Here is a 14,687-nt window from a genome sequence, read left to right as displayed (position 1 = left end):
TCTGTATTCTGGAGTCTGCCTTGCGTCTGTTTCACACCTCCGACTGGCACCTGGGGCAAAACCTCCACGGCCAGGATCGTGACTTCGAACACGCCTGTTTCCTCGACTGGCTGCTGCGTCAACTGGGCAGCGAAAAGCCCGATGTGCTGCTGATTGCCGGCGATATCTTTGACACCGTCAACCCACCGGTCAAAGCCCAGGAACGGCTGTACGACTTCATCGTCAGCGCCCACGAACAAAACGCCAACCTGACGATCGTCATGATTGCCGGCAACCACGACTCCGGCTCACGCATCGAACTGCCGGCGCCGTTGATGCGACGCTTGCGCACCCATGCCCTGGGCCGGGTGCTGTGGCTGGATGATGGACAACTGGACGTCGAGCGCCTGTTGCTGCCATTGCCCGACACCAAGGGCAAGGTCCGCGCCTGGTGCCTGGCGCTGCCGTTCCTGCGGCCGGCGGAAGTCACTGGCGCGCAGTTGGGGGATGACTACCTGCGCGGCATCGGCCAGGTCCATGAATGGCTGATCACCGCTGCCAACGACAAGCGCAAGAAAGGCCAGGCACTGATCGCCGTCAGCCATGCGCACATGGCCGGCGGCTCGGTATCGGAGGACTCCGAGCGCAGCCTGATCATCGGCAATGCCGAAGCGCTGCCCGCCAGCCTCTTCGGCCCGAGCATCAGCTACGTTGCCCTCGGCCACCTGCACAAGCCGCAGAAGGTCAACGGTGAAGAGCGCATCCGCTACAGCGGCTCGCCGATCCCGCTGTCGTTCTCCGAGATCGGCTATCGGCACCAGATCCTCGACGTCACCCTGGACGGCGAAACCCTGGTAAACGTCGAACCCCGACTGATTCCCCGCGCCGTCAACCTGCAACGCCTGGGCCCGGCGCCGCTGGCCGATATTCTGCTGCAACTGAAAGACCTGCCGGACATCGACCTGCTGGCGGACGTGCAGCGCCAGCCCTGGCTGGAGGTTCGAGTGCGCCTCGACGAGCCGCAGCCCGACTTGCGCCATCAAGTGGAGACGGCGTTGCAAGGCAAAGCCGTGCGGCTGGTGCGCATCGCCGCCGAGTACGCCGGCAACGGCAGCTCCAGCGGCGTCGAGGACGGCACCGCGCTGGTCGAACTGGACCAGTTGAGCCCGCAGGAATTGTTCAGCCGTGCCTGGCAGGACACCTACGGCAACGAAGTGGACGAACAGACCCTCAAGGATTTTGCCGTGCTGTTGCAAGACGTGCAGATGGAGAGCGAGCAGCCATGAAGATCCTCGCGATTCGCCTGAAGAACCTCGCCTCCCTCGCCGGGCCGTTTGAAATCGATTTCACCGCCGAGCCGTTGGCCAGCGCCGGCCTGTTCGCCATCACCGGCCCCACCGGCGCCGGCAAGAGCACGCTGCTCGATGCCTTGTGCCTGGCGCTTTTCGGTGCGGTGCCGCGCCTGAACAACACTGGTCGTGACGCCAAGGTGCCGGATGCCGACGGCGAGATCGCCACGGGCGATCCGCGCACGCTGCTGCGCCGTGGCACCGGCGACGGTTATGCCGAAGTGGATTTCCGCGGTATCGACGGGCGCCGCTACCGGGCTCGCTGGGAGGCCAATCGCGCCCGGGAAAAAGCCGGCGGCAAATTGCAGGCCAGCCGCCAGAGTCTGCGCGACCTGGACAATGACCAACTGCTGGCCAGCCAGAAAGGCGAATACAAGACCCAGCTCGAAGCCGCCTTGGGCCTGAACTTCGAGCAGTTCACCCGCGCGGTGCTGCTGGCCCAGAGCGAGTTCAGCGCCTTTCTCAAGGCCGACGACAACGACCGCAGCGAGTTGCTGGAAAAACTCACCGACACGGCCTTGTATACGCGTCTGGGCCGCCGCGCCTTCGACAAGGCCAAGCAGGCCAGGGAAACCCACAAGCAGTTGCAGGACCAAGCCACCGGCGTCACGCCGCTGGCCGCCGAAACCCGCGCCGAGCTGGACCAACGCTTCAACGACGCCCAGCAACTGCTCAAGACCCAGCAGGCACAGCTCAAGCAATTGGAACAGCAGCACACCTGGCTCAGGGACCTGCGCCAATTGCAGGACGAACAGGCCAGCGCCGCCGAACAACTGCAACGGGCCCAGGCCGATTGGGCTGCGCTGGCCGGCGAACGCCTGAAACTGACACGCCTGGAACAACTGGCGCCCCAGCGGCACCCATTCATCCGCCAAGCGGAATTGGATCGTCAGCTGGAGCCGCTGGCAGTCAGGATCCAGCAACTGACCCAGCAGCAAGTCGAGTTGCATGAGCAACAGGCCGAACTGGAAAAAGGCCTGGGCGTGGCGCAATTGGCCCTGGCCGCCGCCCGCCAGCAGAGTGCGGATAACGCACCGCTGCTACGCCAGGCATTCGACGAACAAAGCAGCCTCGCTCGCCTGGCCAGGGAAGCCGGCCAAGGCGCCGAACAGTTGCAACAGGTCCAGCAGGCTTGCACCGACGGCCAGCGCAGCATCGACACCCTGCTCGAACAGCAACGGCAGGTTGATGAGCGCCTGCAAAGGATCGCCGGCGAACTGGAACAAAGTACCGATCTCGCACCGCTGGGCGATGCCTGGTCCGCCTACCGCGATCGCCTGCAACAGTTGATGTTGATCGGCAACCGGCTGAACAAGGGCCAGGACGAACTCGCGCTGCTGGAACAAAGCGCCACTCGCGCCGCCGATGACCTGGCAACCCGCCGGCAAAACCTCGAAGTGCTCTACAAGGAAGCCGGGGCCGAACCGCAAGCGGTGGCGGAACAGATCCAGTTGCTCGGCAACCTGCTGCAAGACAATCGCAAGCAACTGCGCGCATTCGAAGAATTGACCCGGCTTTGGGCCAGCCAGCAAGAGCTGGACAAACGCAGCGCAGAGCTGGAGCTACGCCAGCAGCAAGCCTTGCAGGAACGCGACCGGCTGGGGCGCGAAGGCGGCGAAGCCAAGGCCGAGCTGACCATTGCCGAACAGACCCTGACTGTCACCCGTGAACTGCTGGAACGCCAGCGCCTGGCTCGCAGCGAAAGCGTCGAGCAACTGCGCGAACAGTTGCAGGACAACCAGCCGTGCCCGGTCTGCGGCAGCGTCGAACACCCGTACCATCAGCCCGAAGCGCTGCTGCAAAGCCTCGACCGATTCGATGAAAGCGAAGAGGCCAATGCGCGCAGAGCCGTCGACCTGCTCAATGAAAAAGTCATCGATCTGCGAGCGCAATACAGTGGGGTCATTGCCCAGCTCAAGGAATTCAAACAGCAGCAGGAACAACTCGCCGCCCAGCAACAAGGCCTCGCGCCAAGCCTCGAAGCCCATCCGTTGTCGGAGCAGTTGCTGGCTCAGGCGCCAGACCAGCGTGACGCCTGGCTGGCCCAGCAAAACAGCCAGTTGAACCTGCGCATCAGCCAGGACGAACAACGCCAGGCCGCCCTGCTCACCCTGCAACAGGACGCCGCGCGCCTGACGCAGCAACTGCGCGAAGCGGAAACCGCCAGCCAGCAGGCGTCGCTGCACCTGGGCAACCAGCAACAGGAAATGGCCCGCGACCGCCAGCGCCTGGACGAAGAGCTCGGGCATTTCAGTGCGCTGCTGCCGGCCGATACTTTGCAGGCCCTGCGCAGCGATCCCGCCGCGACGTTCATGCGACTCGACCAGCGGATCACCCAGCGCCTGGCGCAACTGGAACAGCAACGCGAAGAACTCGGCGAACAACTTCAACGCCAGCAAGCCCTGGAGAAAGAGCAGGACCGCCAGCAGACCCGTGTGCAACAACTCGAAGCGGCGCAGCAGCAATTCAACGCACTGAATGAACAACAGCAGACCTGCCAGCAAAAGCTCACGCAACTGCTGGGCGAACATTCCAGTGCCGAACAATGGCAGCAACAACTCGACCAGGCCCTGGAACAGGCCCGCCATGCCGAGGCAGCGGCCGGTCAGCAGTTACAGGAGTTGCGCAATACCCTTGTGCAACTGGCTGCCGAGCTCCAGGCCCGGCATGAGCAGGCCCAGTTGCTTGAGGCCGAACAGCAGACGCTCGCCGCCGGCATCGCCCAATGGCGCGCTTCTCATCCGGAACTCGACGACGCCGCGCTCGATGCCCTGCTCGGCCTCGACGAGCAACAGGTCAGTCAACTGCGGCAACGCCTGCTCACCAGCGAAAAAGCCATCGAGCAGGCCCGCGTCCTGCTCACCGAACGCGAGCAGCGCCTGCACAACCACCAGGCCCAACACAACGGCAACCTGCCGCCTGAAGAATTGACCCAAGCCTTGGCGGTACTGCAGGAGCAGTTTGCCGCCAGCGAACAACGCTGCGCCGAGTTGCGCGCCGAACAGGCTGAAGACCAGCGTCGGCAGCACGCCAACCAGGCCCTGGCCCGACAGATCGAGCAGGCCTATGCCGAATACCAGCGCTGGGCGCGCCTCGACGCCTTGATTGGCTCGGCCACCGGCGACCGCTTCCGCAAACTGGCCCAGGCGTACAACCTCGACTTGCTGGTCCACCATGCCAACGCCCAGTTGCGCCAACTGGTTCGCCGTTACCGGCTCAAGCGCGGCGGCAGCATGCTTGGCCTGCTGGTAATGGACACGGAAATGGGCGATGAACTGCGCTCGGTACATTCGTTGTCCGGCGGCGAGACCTTCCTGGTCTCCCTTGCCCTGGCGTTGGGCCTGGCTTCGATGGCGTCCAGCACGCTGAGAATCGAATCGTTGTTCATCGACGAAGGCTTCGGCAGCCTCGACCCCGAATCGCTGCAACTGGCGATGGACGCCCTCGACGGCTTGCAGGCCCAGGGGCGCAAGGTCGCGGTCATCTCCCATGTGCAGGAAATGCACGAGCGAATCCCGGTGCAGATCCAGGTCCGCCGCCAGGGCAATGGGCTGAGCACGCTGGAGGTGAAATGAGCCGTGCCACGCTGTACTCCTTCCGTCGCTGCCCCTATGCCATGCGCGCACGCATGGCGTTGCGTTACAGCGCGGTCGAACTGACGATCGTCGAAGTCAGCCTGAAGGCCAAGCCCGCCGAGATGCTTGCACTCTCGAGCAAAGGCACGGTGCCGGTGTTGCAGGTCGATGGCCGAGTGATCGACGAAAGCCTGGAGATCATCAACTGGGCCTTGGCCCAACACGATCCGCAGGACTGGCAGCTACGGGACGATGCCAAGGCCCAGGCATTGACGGCAGCGTTGATCGAGGAAAACGACCAGGTATTCAAGCTTCACCTGAACCGCTACAAATACCCGGAGCGACATCCCGAATACACGCAGGAACACTACCGCAGCGAAGGCGAAGTTTTTCTGCGCAAGCTGGAAGGACTGCTTGAAACCCGGCCGTTCCTGGCGGCCGAACATCAGAGCCTGGCCGACGTGGCGGTGATGCCCTTCGTACGCCAGTTCGCCCATGTCGATCGCGACTGGTTTGCCGAGGCGCCCTATCCGCGATTGCAAGGTTGGTTGCAGAAATTCCTGGATTCCGAGCTGTTCGTAGCGATCATGGCCAAGTGAGCTGCATCGCCGTCGTGGCGAGGGAGCTTGCTCCCGCTGGCCTGCGCAGCAGGCCCATTCGGTCTACACCCAAGGCGTCTGCTGCGCAGCCGAACGGGAGCAAGCTCCCTCGCCACAAAAGCCCGTAGATCCCTTCAAGCGGCGACGCTGCACATGCGCACCAGCGCGCAATCAACCTGAAACGGCCCAAACTCAGCCACCCTCGGCGCCGACGGCGGATTACCCACCAACACCCCCAATGCCCTGGCGGTGAGAATGTTATGGGCGATGTTGTGGTTGCACTCGATCGTCCGCGCCAACGACCCCGCCGACGCCTGCCCCAACCCAAGCAACGAAAACCCGTTGGTGATAAACGCCAGGAAGGCAATCACCCAGAACTTGCATCTGCTCATGCGCCGACAGCCCCTTTGCCTGCGCCGCGTTCGGCGGCGACAGTGGCAACCGACGCATGCAGCGACGAATCAACGAAGCCTTGGTATTGGGCGCCGACGCTGACCACCAGCACCAATGCGACGTAAAGGCCGATGGCGATGTAAGCGCCGTGTCTGGCGGAAGAAAGGATTGCGCGGGCCATGGGGTTCTCCGTGGGCATGTTTCGATGCCCACAGAATCAATCAAATAAACCGTTATGAATAGCGACGATTATGCATAGTCACCATCAGGTTTATTGATTGATGAAACCCTGAAATCAGTCGTTGACCAAGCTCAACAATCGCTCGCGAGCCACTTCCAGCTCTCCAGGAATTGGCTGGGCCGCCGAGACAATCGGAGTGGAGTAGAGAAACAGCAGCATCACTGCCAGACGCATCGCCATGGTGTCGATCCTTATTGGTAAGGAGTCAATTAACTAGCGTCAAATTTAAACACATGGCTATGTGATATCACAACGGGATTTTCTGCCCAGGCACGAAGCCTGCGATCTTTTCTCTCCGCTGGCATCCAGCAGCAAATGAAAAGATCGCAGGCTTCAAGGGTCAGCGTGATTCAGTGTTGGGTCTTGTGATCCAGTGCGGCGTAGAAGTTGGCGCTCTGTTGCAGGTATTTCTCGGTGTAGCTCTGGGTGCGGTTTTTCTTGTCGCTGATTTCGATGCTGGCACTGGCTGGCAATGCCACGGTAGCAGAGATAGCGGAAGCGGCAATAACGGAGAAGAGATTCAGATTCATGGCGGTAGTCCTCGGATTCAGTTTGCTGATTTGCCCGGTGGGGCCGTGAAGCAAACTTACGCGCCGAGGCGTCTCGTCTTGAAATGCTTTGTAATACTAGCGACTATCAGTCTGGTTGATACAACGGCGAAGGCCCCGTGAGCCGGGGCCTTCAGCTTACTGACGAACCATGAATTTCAAGTCGCTCGGCGCATCCATCGCCAGCTTCTGGACGGTTTTACCCAGCAGGCCGGTCTTCGGATCACGCTCGATGACGACGATCTGGTTGCTCTTCTGGTTGGCCACCAGGACAAATTTTTCACTCGGGTCGAGGCTGAATTCCCGAGGGTGGTCGCCCTCGACAGAGCGCCGCTGAAGTTCTTTCAGCGTGCCAGCCGCCGGGTCGATGGCAAACACCACCAGTTCGTTGGTGGTGCCCCGATTACTGACGTACAGGAACTTGCCGTCCCAGGACGCATGCAGCGCTGCCGCCGCTTTACCCGGCTGGGGCTTGCCGGCGGCGAGGTCGACCAGTTGACGCTGGGTAAGGCGGCCATCCTGGTAGTCGAACACCGCAACCTGGGCAGTCATCTCCATGGTCAGCCAGGCGTGCTTGCCGTCGTTGCTGAACAGCAGGTGACGCGGCCCGCTGCCCGGCGGCAACTGCACGAATGCCGGATCGGCAGGCGTCAGCGGCAGCTCGGGGTTGGCTTTCGGGTCGTAGCGGTAGACAAATACCTTGTCCGCCCCCAGGTCATTGGCGAACACATACTTGCCGTCCGGCGAAGGCACCGCCGAATGCACATGCCCCGAGTTCTGCCGCTCAGGGTTGACCCGGCTCGGCTGATGGCTGCCCGACTGCACCACTGGCGCGAGCTTGCCATCCGCCCCCACCGGCAGCACGACCAAGGTGCCGCCCGGGTTTTCCAGAACGGAATAATTACTCACCAGCAGATGCTGGCCGTCATGGCTCAGGCTGGAATGAGTCGGCTCGTTGCCCAGGGACTGGACCTGATTGATCAGGCTCAGTTCATGGGTCTTGGGGTTAACGGCGTAACTGCTGACCTTGCCCACCGGGTCTTTCTGGCCCGGGCCGTTTTCGTTGACCACGAACAGCCGGCTCAGGTCCTTGGAAAGGGTCAACCAGGACGGGTTGTCCGTCTTGATCACCTGCAGTGGCTTGGCGTCGAGCTGGCCGGTCCGGCTGTCGAACTGCATGCGGTAGATGCCCTGGCTCTGGTCCGCCGTGTAGGAGCCCACCAGCAATTGATAGTGCTCGGTGGTTTCTGCCTGGACGCCCATGGCGCCCACGCTGCCGGCCATCAGCAATGGCCAGAAACTACGCATCTTCATGCTCGGAGTCCTCGTCGTCGTGGCCGCTGGTCGCCTCCACGCATTCCAGATGGTGATCGCCCGAATCACTGGTGATGACCCAATGTTTCGAGGCTGTGTCGAAAGTCGCGGCCTGCATCTGTGCCGGCGTGAAGCGCCAATGCTCGAGGGTGCGGCCGTTCATGCATTCGACGTGCAGTTGGTCCTGCTCGTCGAGGGAAAAATCGAAAGCGTGCAGCCCGTCGATGATCAGCATGTCGCAGTGTTCGAGGGCTTGCAGCAGAGTGTCGGTCGGGGCAGTCATGGCGATCAGTCAGTCATTGGGAAAGGCGGCATGATAACCCAATGTCAGAGTGGGGCTTGGGCCATAAGGTTCGAAAGCGGTGCTGGCCGACCTATCGCCATCGCGAGCAAGCTCGCTCCCACAGTTGAGATTTTCAGTGAACACAAATTTGGTATTCACAATAGATTCCCTGTGGGAGCGAGCTTGCTCGCGATGGCGGCGGCCCATCAAACCTCAATGGAACGGTCGAAACTTCAGAGCGCCTCGCGCCCCGGCACGCCATCCACCAGCCGCAGGATCCCCAGCGGGTTGGCGTTCTTCAACGGCTCTGGCAACAGGTTGTCGGGGTAGTTCTGGAAGCACACCGGACGCAGGAACCGATCGATCGCCAGCGTGCCGACCGAAGTGCCACGCGCATCGGACGTCGCCGGGTAAGGCCCGCCATGGACCATCGAATCGCAGACCTCCACACCGGTTGGATAACCGTTGAGCAAGATGCGGCCGACTTTCTGCTCCAGCAACGGCGTCAGTTCACCGAACCGTTCGAAGTCCGCCGGTTCGCCAATGATCGTGGCGGTGAGCTGGCCGTGCAGGCCATGCAGCGCAGCGCTCAATTGCGCCTGGTCCGCCACTTCGACAAACACCGTGGTCGGGCCGAAGACTTCTTCCTGCAACGCCTCGTCACCGTCGATCAACAGGCTGGCGTCAGCCTTGAACAATTGCGGTTGCGCCTGCTTGCCTTGCTGCTCGCGACCGGCCAGGTGTTCGATGCCTGGGTGGGCGAGCAATTTTTGCAGGCCTTTGCCGTAGCTTTGCAGCGTGCCGGCATTGAGCATGGTTTGCGGCGCCTGGTCGCCGATCAGCGCAGCCACCTGCTGGGTGAAGGCAGTGAACTCAGGTGAGCGGATACCGATCACCAGGCCAGGGTTGGTGCAGAACTGACCGCAGCCTTGCACCACCGAGGCGGTCAGGTCGCGAGCAACGATTTCGGCGCGCGCTTGCAACGCTTGCGGGAGGACGATCACCGGGTTAATGCTCGACATCTCGGCGAAGACCGGGATCGGCTGGGGCCGCGCGGCCGCCATGTCGCACAGGGCACGCCCGCCTTTCAGGGAACCGGTGAAGCCGACGGCCTGGATCGCCGGATGCTTGACCAGCCATTCGCCGACGCCACCGCCGTAGATCATGTTGAACACACCGGCCGGCATCGAAGTCTTTTCAGCCGCGCGAATGATCGCATCGGCCACATGCTCGGCGGTGGCCATGTGGCCACTGTGCGCCTTGAATACCACCGGGCAACCGGCGGCCAGCGCGGCAGCGGTGTCACCGCCAGCGGTGGAGAATGCCAATGGGAAGTTGCTGGCGCCAAACACGGCCACCGGACCGAGACCAATGCGGTACTGGCGCAGGTCCGGGCGCGGCAGCGGCGTACGCTCCGGCAAGGCCCGGTCGATGCGCGCGCCGTAGAAATCGCCACGGCGCAAGACCTTGGCGAACAGGCGCATCTGCCCGCTGGTGCGGCCGCGCTCGCCCTGGATCCGTGCGGCTGGCAACGCGGTTTCGCGGCAGACCACGGCGACGAACTCATCACCCAAGGCGTCCAGCTCATCGGCGATGGCATCGAGAAATTCGGCCCGGCGCGCCGCGCTCAGGCTGCGGTAGGCTGGATAAGCCGCCGCGGCGGCCTTGGCGGCGGCGTCGACTTCTTCCGCCGTGGCCTGGACGAAATCATGCGGCAAGGCCTCGCCGGTGCTGGCGTCGAAACTTTGCAGGCGAGTCTGGCCGGCCGCGCTGCGGGCGCCGCCGATGTAGTTGTGGCCAAGGATCTGGTTCATCGCAAGTCTCCTTTTAAAGTGTGCCGATAGTACCTGGGTTGAACACCGCGTCTACCGGAGCAATGCCGTTGATCAGCGGTGCGCCGAATTCGGCCTGGCTGATTTCGAACACGTCCCCCGGCTGGGTGCGGATGCCGTCGGCGAACGACAGCGTCGCGGTGCCGAAGAAGTGAACGTGCACGTCCCCGGGGCGCAGGAACTGACTGTACTTGAAATGGTGGAACTCGAGGTTCTCGAGGCTGTGGCACATGTTCGCCTCGCCGCTGAGGAATTCGCTCTGCCACAGCACTTCGCCGTTGCGCAGGATACGACTGGTCCCGGACAGATGTTGAGGCAGTTCGCCCACGCGAAGTTCCGGGCCGAAGCTGCAACTGCGCAGTTTCGAATGGGCCAGGTACAGATAATTCTTGCGTTCCATGACGTGATCGGAGAATTCGTTGCCCACCGCAAAGCCCAGCCGATATGGCTTGCCGTCGTGACCGATGACATACAGGCCGCTGATTTCCGGCTCCTCGCCAGCGTCTTCGGCAAAGGGCGGCAGCGGGAACGGATGGCCGGGACGGACGACGATGCTGCCGTCGCCCTTGTAGAACCATTCCGGCTGAACGCCAGCCTGCCCGGCGGCGGGTTTGCCGCCCTCCACGCCCCATTTGAAGATGCGCATGGTGTCGGTCATGGCGCTCTCGTCGCCAGCCTGTTGGTGCATCTTGTCCCGGGCCGAGGCGCTGCCCAGGTGAGTCAGGCCGGTACCGCTGACCAGCAGGTGAGCCGGGTCTGGATGGTCCAGCGGCGGCAGGATGCGCAACTCGCTCAGCAGTTGCGCATAGTCATGGCTCGCTCCCAGGCCCAGGCCGTCGACCTGTTGCTCAAGCTTGACGCCCGCCTCGATGGCGGCCAGCGCCAGGTCGCGCACCGTCGCGGCGCCCTGCACTTCGCGCACCTGCTCGCCGTCAACTACACCGACGCGGCGTTCGCCGTTACTCAATTCGAACTGAACTAAACGCATGGGTTTCTCCCTGTAAACAAAACTTGAATATGAACGCCGAATCGCTTTGCAGGCTTTTTTGTGGCGAGGGAGCTTGCTCCCGCTGGGGGCGAAGCCCCCCTACTTTCAGGCGCCGTGTTCATTCAGGCAAAACACATCGCCCATATTGCGACTGCTACGCAGTCGAGCGGGAGCAAGCTCCCTCGCCACAAAAGCTCTTGCGCAGCGGATTGCAATAAATCAGCTACGCGTCGCCCCGCGGGCGCTTGCCGCGAACTGGTCAGCCGGCAATACGTGCTTGCGTTCGAGCAAGCGATAGACCACGCCGGTCAACACCAGGCCGAACACCATCACGCACGACAGGAAGTACAGCCCGGACGCCAGATTACCGGTGTATTCCTTCAAGGCGCCGATCACGAACGGGCCGATGTAGCCGCCCAGGTTGCCTACCGAGTTGATCAAGGCAATGCCCGCCGCCGCGCTGGCACCGGCGAAAAACCGCCCCGGCAAGGTCCAGAACACCGCCGTGCAGGAAAACAGTGCAAACGCCACCAGGCACAACGCCGCCAGTTGCAGCACCGGCACGGTCAACCAGGCGCTGAGGAACAGACCGATGGCGCCCAATACATACAACACGGCCAAGTGACCGTAACGGTCGTTCAGGCGGTCGGAGCTGCGAGGAATGATCAGCAGGCCAATGATGCCGAAGATATACGGCACGGAAGAGACAAAGCCGGTCACCAGGTCACTGCCGCCGAACTGCTTGATCAGCGTCGGCAGCCACAGCCCCAGGCCGTAGATGCTCAGGGTCACCGGCAGGTAGAACAGCGCCAGCAGCAGGACGCGCTTGTCCTTGAGCGCATGCAGCGGGTTGCCATGACGGGTCTGGCCGTATTCCTCCAGGTCCTTTTTCAGCTCACCGGTCAGCCAGTCCTTCTCGGACTGGTCCATCCATTTGACCTGTTGCGGGCCGTCCGGCAGATAACGCAGCACCGGCCAGGTCAACAGCACCGCCGGCAGGCCGATGACGATGAACAACCACTGCCAGCCGTGCAGGCCGAGGATGCCGTCCATGCCCAGCAAGCCACCGGAAACGGGGCCGGTGATCATCATCGCAATGGGTTGGGAAAGAATGAACAGCCCGAGGATCTTGCCGCGATGGCGCACCGGGAACCACTGGGTGATGTAATACAGCACGCCCGGAAAGAACCCGGCTTCGGCCGCGCCCAACAGAAAGCGCATCACGTAGAAACTATAAGGCCCCTGCACAAAAGCCATGCCGATGGTGATTGCGCCCCAGGTGATCATGATCCGGGCAAACCAGCGCCGCGCACCGAAGCGTTCCAGCATCAGGTTGCTGGGAATCTCCAGGAGGAAATAACCGATGAAGAACAGGCCCGCGCCGAGGCCGTAGGCGGCGTCGCCGATGCCGATGTCCGCGCCCATGTGCAGCTTGGCGAAGCCCACGGCGGAGCGATCCACGTACGCGATCAGGTAAAGCAGGATCAGGAAGGGAATCAGTTTGAGTGTGATGCGACGTATAAGCCGCAATTCCTGGCTCATGGGACCGGTCTCCGATTGTTGTTGTTATAGAACCTCGGGGGATTTCTCTCGCGAATGACCGCCAGGACAACCCCTCCGTTAAATCGGACTATATAGTAATACTATTTACCCAACAACACTTCCAAACGGCGTAAATTGCGCTTATGTTACGCTTCAGCTCGAACAATATAGTCATACAATAAGAGAATCGATCATGTCTGATAAGAAACCCTCCCTGCGCTCGGCCCAATGGTTTGGCACCGCCGACAAAAACGGCTTCATGTACCGCAGCTGGATGAAAAATCAGGGCATCGCCGACCACCAGTTCCATGGCAAGCCGATCATCGGTATCTGCAACACCTGGTCGGAGCTGACACCGTGCAACGCGCATTTCCGGCAGATCGCCGAGCACGTCAAGCGCGGCGTGATCGAGGCCGGGGGCTTTCCGGTGGAATTCCCGGTGTTCTCCAACGGCGAATCGAACCTGCGCCCCACCGCCATGCTGACCCGCAACCTGGCGAGCATGGACGTGGAAGAGGCGATTCGCGGCAACCCGATTGATGGCGTGGTATTGCTCACCGGTTGCGACAAGACCACTCCGGCCCTGCTGATGGGCGCCGCCAGTTGCGACGTGCCGGCCATCGTCGTCACCGGCGGGCCGATGCTCAACGGCAAGCACAAGGGCCAGGACATTGGCTCGGGCACCGTGGTCTGGCAGTTGAGCGAACAGGTCAAGGCCGGCACCATCACCATCGATGATTTCCTCGCGGCCGAGGGCGGCATGTCCCGCTCGGCCGGCACCTGCAACACCATGGGCACGGCGTCGACCATGGCCTGCATGGCCGAAGCCCTCGGCACCTCCCTGCCCCACAACGCGGCGATTCCGGCCGTGGACGCCCGTCGTTATGTGCTCGCCCATATGTCCGGCATGCGCGCCGTGGAAATGGTCCGCGAAGACCTGAAACTGTCGAAGATCCTGACCAAGGAAGCCTTTGAAAACGCTATCCGCGTCAACGCCGCCATTGGCGGTTCGACCAACGCGGTGATCCACCTCAAGGCCATTGCCGGGCGCATTGGCGTACAGCTGGACCTCGACGATTGGACCCGCATCGGGCGCGGCATGCCCACCATCGTCGACTTGCAGCCGTCCGGGCGCTTCCTGATGGAAGAGTTCTATTACGCCGGTGGCCTGCCCGCCGTGCTCCGTCGTCTCGGCGAAGCGAACCTGATCCCCCACCCGAACGCACTGACGGTGAACGGCAAGAGCCTCGGCGAAAACACCAAGGACGCGCCGATCTACGGCCAGGACGAAGTCATTCGCACCCTCGACAACCCGATCCGCGCCGACGGCGGCATCTGCGTACTGCGCGGCAACCTGGCGCCATTGGGCGCAGTGCTCAAGCCGTCCGCGGCCACCGCCGAACTGATGCAGCATCGCGGTCGCGCGGTGGTGTTCGAGAACTTCGACGAGTACAAGGCGCGGATCAACGATCCGGAGCTCGACGTGGATGCCGACTCGATCCTGGTCATGAAGAACTGCGGGCCGAAGGGTTATCCGGGCATGGCCGAAGTCGGCAACATGGGCTTGCCAGCCAAACTGCTGGCCCAGGGGGTGACGGACATGGTGCGTATTTCCGATGCGCGCATGAGCGGCACCGCCTACGGCACCGTGGTGCTGCATGTGGCACCGGAAGCGGCGGCCGGTGGGCCTTTGGCCGCGGTGAAAGAAGGTGACTGGATCGAACTCGATTGCGCCAGCGGCCGCTTGCACCTGGACATCCCCGACGCCGAACTCGCCGCGCGCCTGGCCGACCTGGCGCCACCGCAGCAATTGCTGGTCGGTGGCTACCGCCAGCTGTACATTGACCATGTGCTGCAAGCCGACCAGGGTTGCGACTTCGACTTCCTGGTGGGCTGCCGCGGCGCCGAGGTGCCGCGTCACTCCCATTGATCCTGTCTCATGTGGGAGCGAGCCTGCTCGCGAAGGCATCGGCTCAGCCTGCATCACTGTAGGCTGGGCCACCGCCTTCGCGAGCAGGCTCGCTCCCACAATGGATCTGCGTCT

At 62.5% G+C, this 14,687-nt stretch carries 13 protein-coding genes; 4 read left to right on the top strand and 9 right to left on the bottom strand.

Features of this window, described 5'->3' with window-relative positions; translation table 11 throughout:
* The first annotated feature begins 20 nt into the window (after nucleotides 1–20).
* The 3 genes from J3P94_RS12125 to J3P94_RS12115 are packed head-to-tail and all read left to right on the top strand — an operon-like array spanning nucleotide 21 to nucleotide 5,502.
* On the top strand, nucleotides 21–1,265 hold the full coding sequence (locus tag J3P94_RS12125) for an exonuclease SbcCD subunit D C-terminal domain-containing protein (protein ID WP_434573643.1): 1,245 nt from the start codon (nucleotides 21–23) through the stop codon (nucleotides 1,263–1,265).
* On the top strand, nucleotides 1,262–4,903 hold the full coding sequence (locus tag J3P94_RS12120) for an AAA family ATPase (protein WP_434573641.1): 3,642 nt from the start codon (nucleotides 1,262–1,264) through the stop codon (nucleotides 4,901–4,903). The genes J3P94_RS12125 and J3P94_RS12120 overlap by 4 nt, the downstream gene beginning before the upstream one ends.
* A complete protein-coding gene (locus J3P94_RS12115; RefSeq protein WP_434573639.1) occupies nucleotides 4,900–5,502 on the top strand; it encodes a glutathione S-transferase in 603 nt (200 codons plus the stop codon). Before J3P94_RS12120 ends, J3P94_RS12115 begins: the two co-directional genes overlap by 4 nt.
* A gap of 134 nt (nucleotides 5,503–5,636) precedes the next feature.
* Here the strand turns inward: J3P94_RS12115 and J3P94_RS12110 are convergent, their stop codons facing one another.
* The 9 genes from J3P94_RS12110 to J3P94_RS12070 form a co-directional block, all read right to left on the bottom strand.
* A complete protein-coding gene (locus tag J3P94_RS12110) occupies nucleotides 5,637–5,894 on the bottom strand; it encodes a hypothetical protein (protein WP_434573637.1) in 258 nt (85 codons plus the stop codon).
* Nucleotides 5,891–6,076, bottom strand: coding sequence for a hypothetical protein (locus J3P94_RS12105; RefSeq protein ID WP_434573635.1), 186 nt, complete (start codon nucleotides 6,074–6,076; stop codon nucleotides 5,891–5,893). Before J3P94_RS12105 ends, J3P94_RS12110 begins: the two co-directional genes overlap by 4 nt.
* A 114-nt stretch (nucleotides 6,077–6,190) precedes the next feature.
* Nucleotides 6,191–6,316, bottom strand: a complete 126-nt coding sequence (locus tag J3P94_RS12100; RefSeq protein ID WP_305500469.1) for a hypothetical protein — start codon at nucleotides 6,314–6,316, stop codon at nucleotides 6,191–6,193.
* A 170-nt stretch (nucleotides 6,317–6,486) separates the two neighbouring features.
* Nucleotides 6,487–6,666, bottom strand: coding sequence for a hypothetical protein (locus J3P94_RS12095; RefSeq protein WP_018611529.1), 180 nt, complete (start codon nucleotides 6,664–6,666; stop codon nucleotides 6,487–6,489).
* Between the two features lie 156 nt (nucleotides 6,667–6,822).
* A complete protein-coding gene (locus J3P94_RS12090; RefSeq protein WP_434573633.1) occupies nucleotides 6,823–7,998 on the bottom strand; it encodes a lactonase family protein in 1,176 nt (391 codons plus the stop codon).
* Entirely contained in the window at nucleotides 7,985–8,281 is a 297-nt protein-coding gene (locus J3P94_RS12085; RefSeq protein ID WP_434573631.1) for a DUF5629 family protein, read from the bottom strand. The genes J3P94_RS12090 and J3P94_RS12085 overlap by 14 nt, the downstream gene beginning before the upstream one ends.
* Nucleotides 8,282–8,514: 233 nt before the next feature.
* Nucleotides 8,515–10,095 (bottom strand): aldehyde dehydrogenase (NADP(+)), encoded by a 1,581-nt coding sequence (locus J3P94_RS12080; RefSeq protein ID WP_434573629.1) that lies wholly within the window; start codon nucleotides 10,093–10,095, stop codon nucleotides 8,515–8,517.
* Nucleotides 10,096–10,108: 13 nt separating this feature from the next.
* Nucleotides 10,109–11,101, bottom strand: coding sequence for an AraD1 family protein (gene araD1, locus J3P94_RS12075; protein WP_434573627.1), 993 nt, complete (start codon nucleotides 11,099–11,101; stop codon nucleotides 10,109–10,111).
* A gap of 219 nt (nucleotides 11,102–11,320) precedes the next feature.
* On the bottom strand, nucleotides 11,321–12,643 hold the full coding sequence (locus J3P94_RS12070; protein WP_434573625.1) for an MFS transporter: 1,323 nt from the start codon (nucleotides 12,641–12,643) through the stop codon (nucleotides 11,321–11,323).
* Nucleotides 12,644–12,836: 193 nt separating this feature from the next.
* Between J3P94_RS12070 and J3P94_RS12065 the strand changes: the two genes are divergently transcribed.
* Entirely contained in the window at nucleotides 12,837–14,573 is a 1,737-nt protein-coding gene (locus J3P94_RS12065; protein ID WP_181290491.1) for an IlvD/Edd family dehydratase, read from the top strand.
* Nucleotides 14,574–14,687: the final 114 nt, after the last annotated feature.

The sequence above is a fragment of the Pseudomonas sp. Z3-8 genome, from assembly GCF_051131975.1.
Lineage (GTDB): Bacteria > Pseudomonadota > Gammaproteobacteria > Pseudomonadales > Pseudomonadaceae > Aquipseudomonas.
Note: the sequence above shows the minus strand (reverse complement) of the source record. Positions and strands in the feature narration are given on the sequence as shown.

Excerpts from the sequence above, each read along its gene's own strand:
- araD1 (WP_434573627.1), bottom strand. The coding sequence starts at position 11,101 with ATGCGTTTAGTTCAGTTCGAATTGAGTAACGGCGAACGCCGCGTCGGT.
- J3P94_RS12065 (WP_181290491.1), top strand. The coding sequence starts at position 12,837 with ATGTCTGATAAGAAACCCTCCCTGCGCTCGGCCCAATGGTTTGGCACC.
- J3P94_RS12100 (WP_305500469.1), bottom strand. The coding sequence starts at position 6,316 with ATGGCGATGCGTCTGGCAGTGATGCTGCTGTTTCTCTACTCCACTCCG.
- J3P94_RS12110 (WP_434573637.1), bottom strand. The coding sequence starts at position 5,894 with ATGAGCAGATGCAAGTTCTGGGTGATTGCCTTCCTGGCGTTTATCACC.
- J3P94_RS12105 (WP_434573635.1), bottom strand. The coding sequence starts at position 6,076 with ATGGCCCGCGCAATCCTTTCTTCCGCCAGACACGGCGCTTACATCGCC.
- J3P94_RS12115 (WP_434573639.1), top strand. The coding sequence starts at position 4,900 with ATGAGCCGTGCCACGCTGTACTCCTTCCGTCGCTGCCCCTATGCCATG.
- J3P94_RS12070 (WP_434573625.1), bottom strand. The coding sequence starts at position 12,643 with ATGAGCCAGGAATTGCGGCTTATACGTCGCATCACACTCAAACTGATT.
- J3P94_RS12095 (WP_018611529.1), bottom strand. The coding sequence starts at position 6,666 with ATGAATCTGAATCTCTTCTCCGTTATTGCCGCTTCCGCTATCTCTGCT.
- J3P94_RS12090 (WP_434573633.1), bottom strand. The coding sequence starts at position 7,998 with ATGAAGATGCGTAGTTTCTGGCCATTGCTGATGGCCGGCAGCGTGGGC.
- J3P94_RS12085 (WP_434573631.1), bottom strand. The coding sequence starts at position 8,281 with ATGACTGCCCCGACCGACACTCTGCTGCAAGCCCTCGAACACTGCGAC.
- J3P94_RS12120 (WP_434573641.1), top strand. The coding sequence starts at position 1,262 with ATGAAGATCCTCGCGATTCGCCTGAAGAACCTCGCCTCCCTCGCCGGG.
- J3P94_RS12080 (WP_434573629.1), bottom strand. The coding sequence starts at position 10,095 with ATGAACCAGATCCTTGGCCACAACTACATCGGCGGCGCCCGCAGCGCG.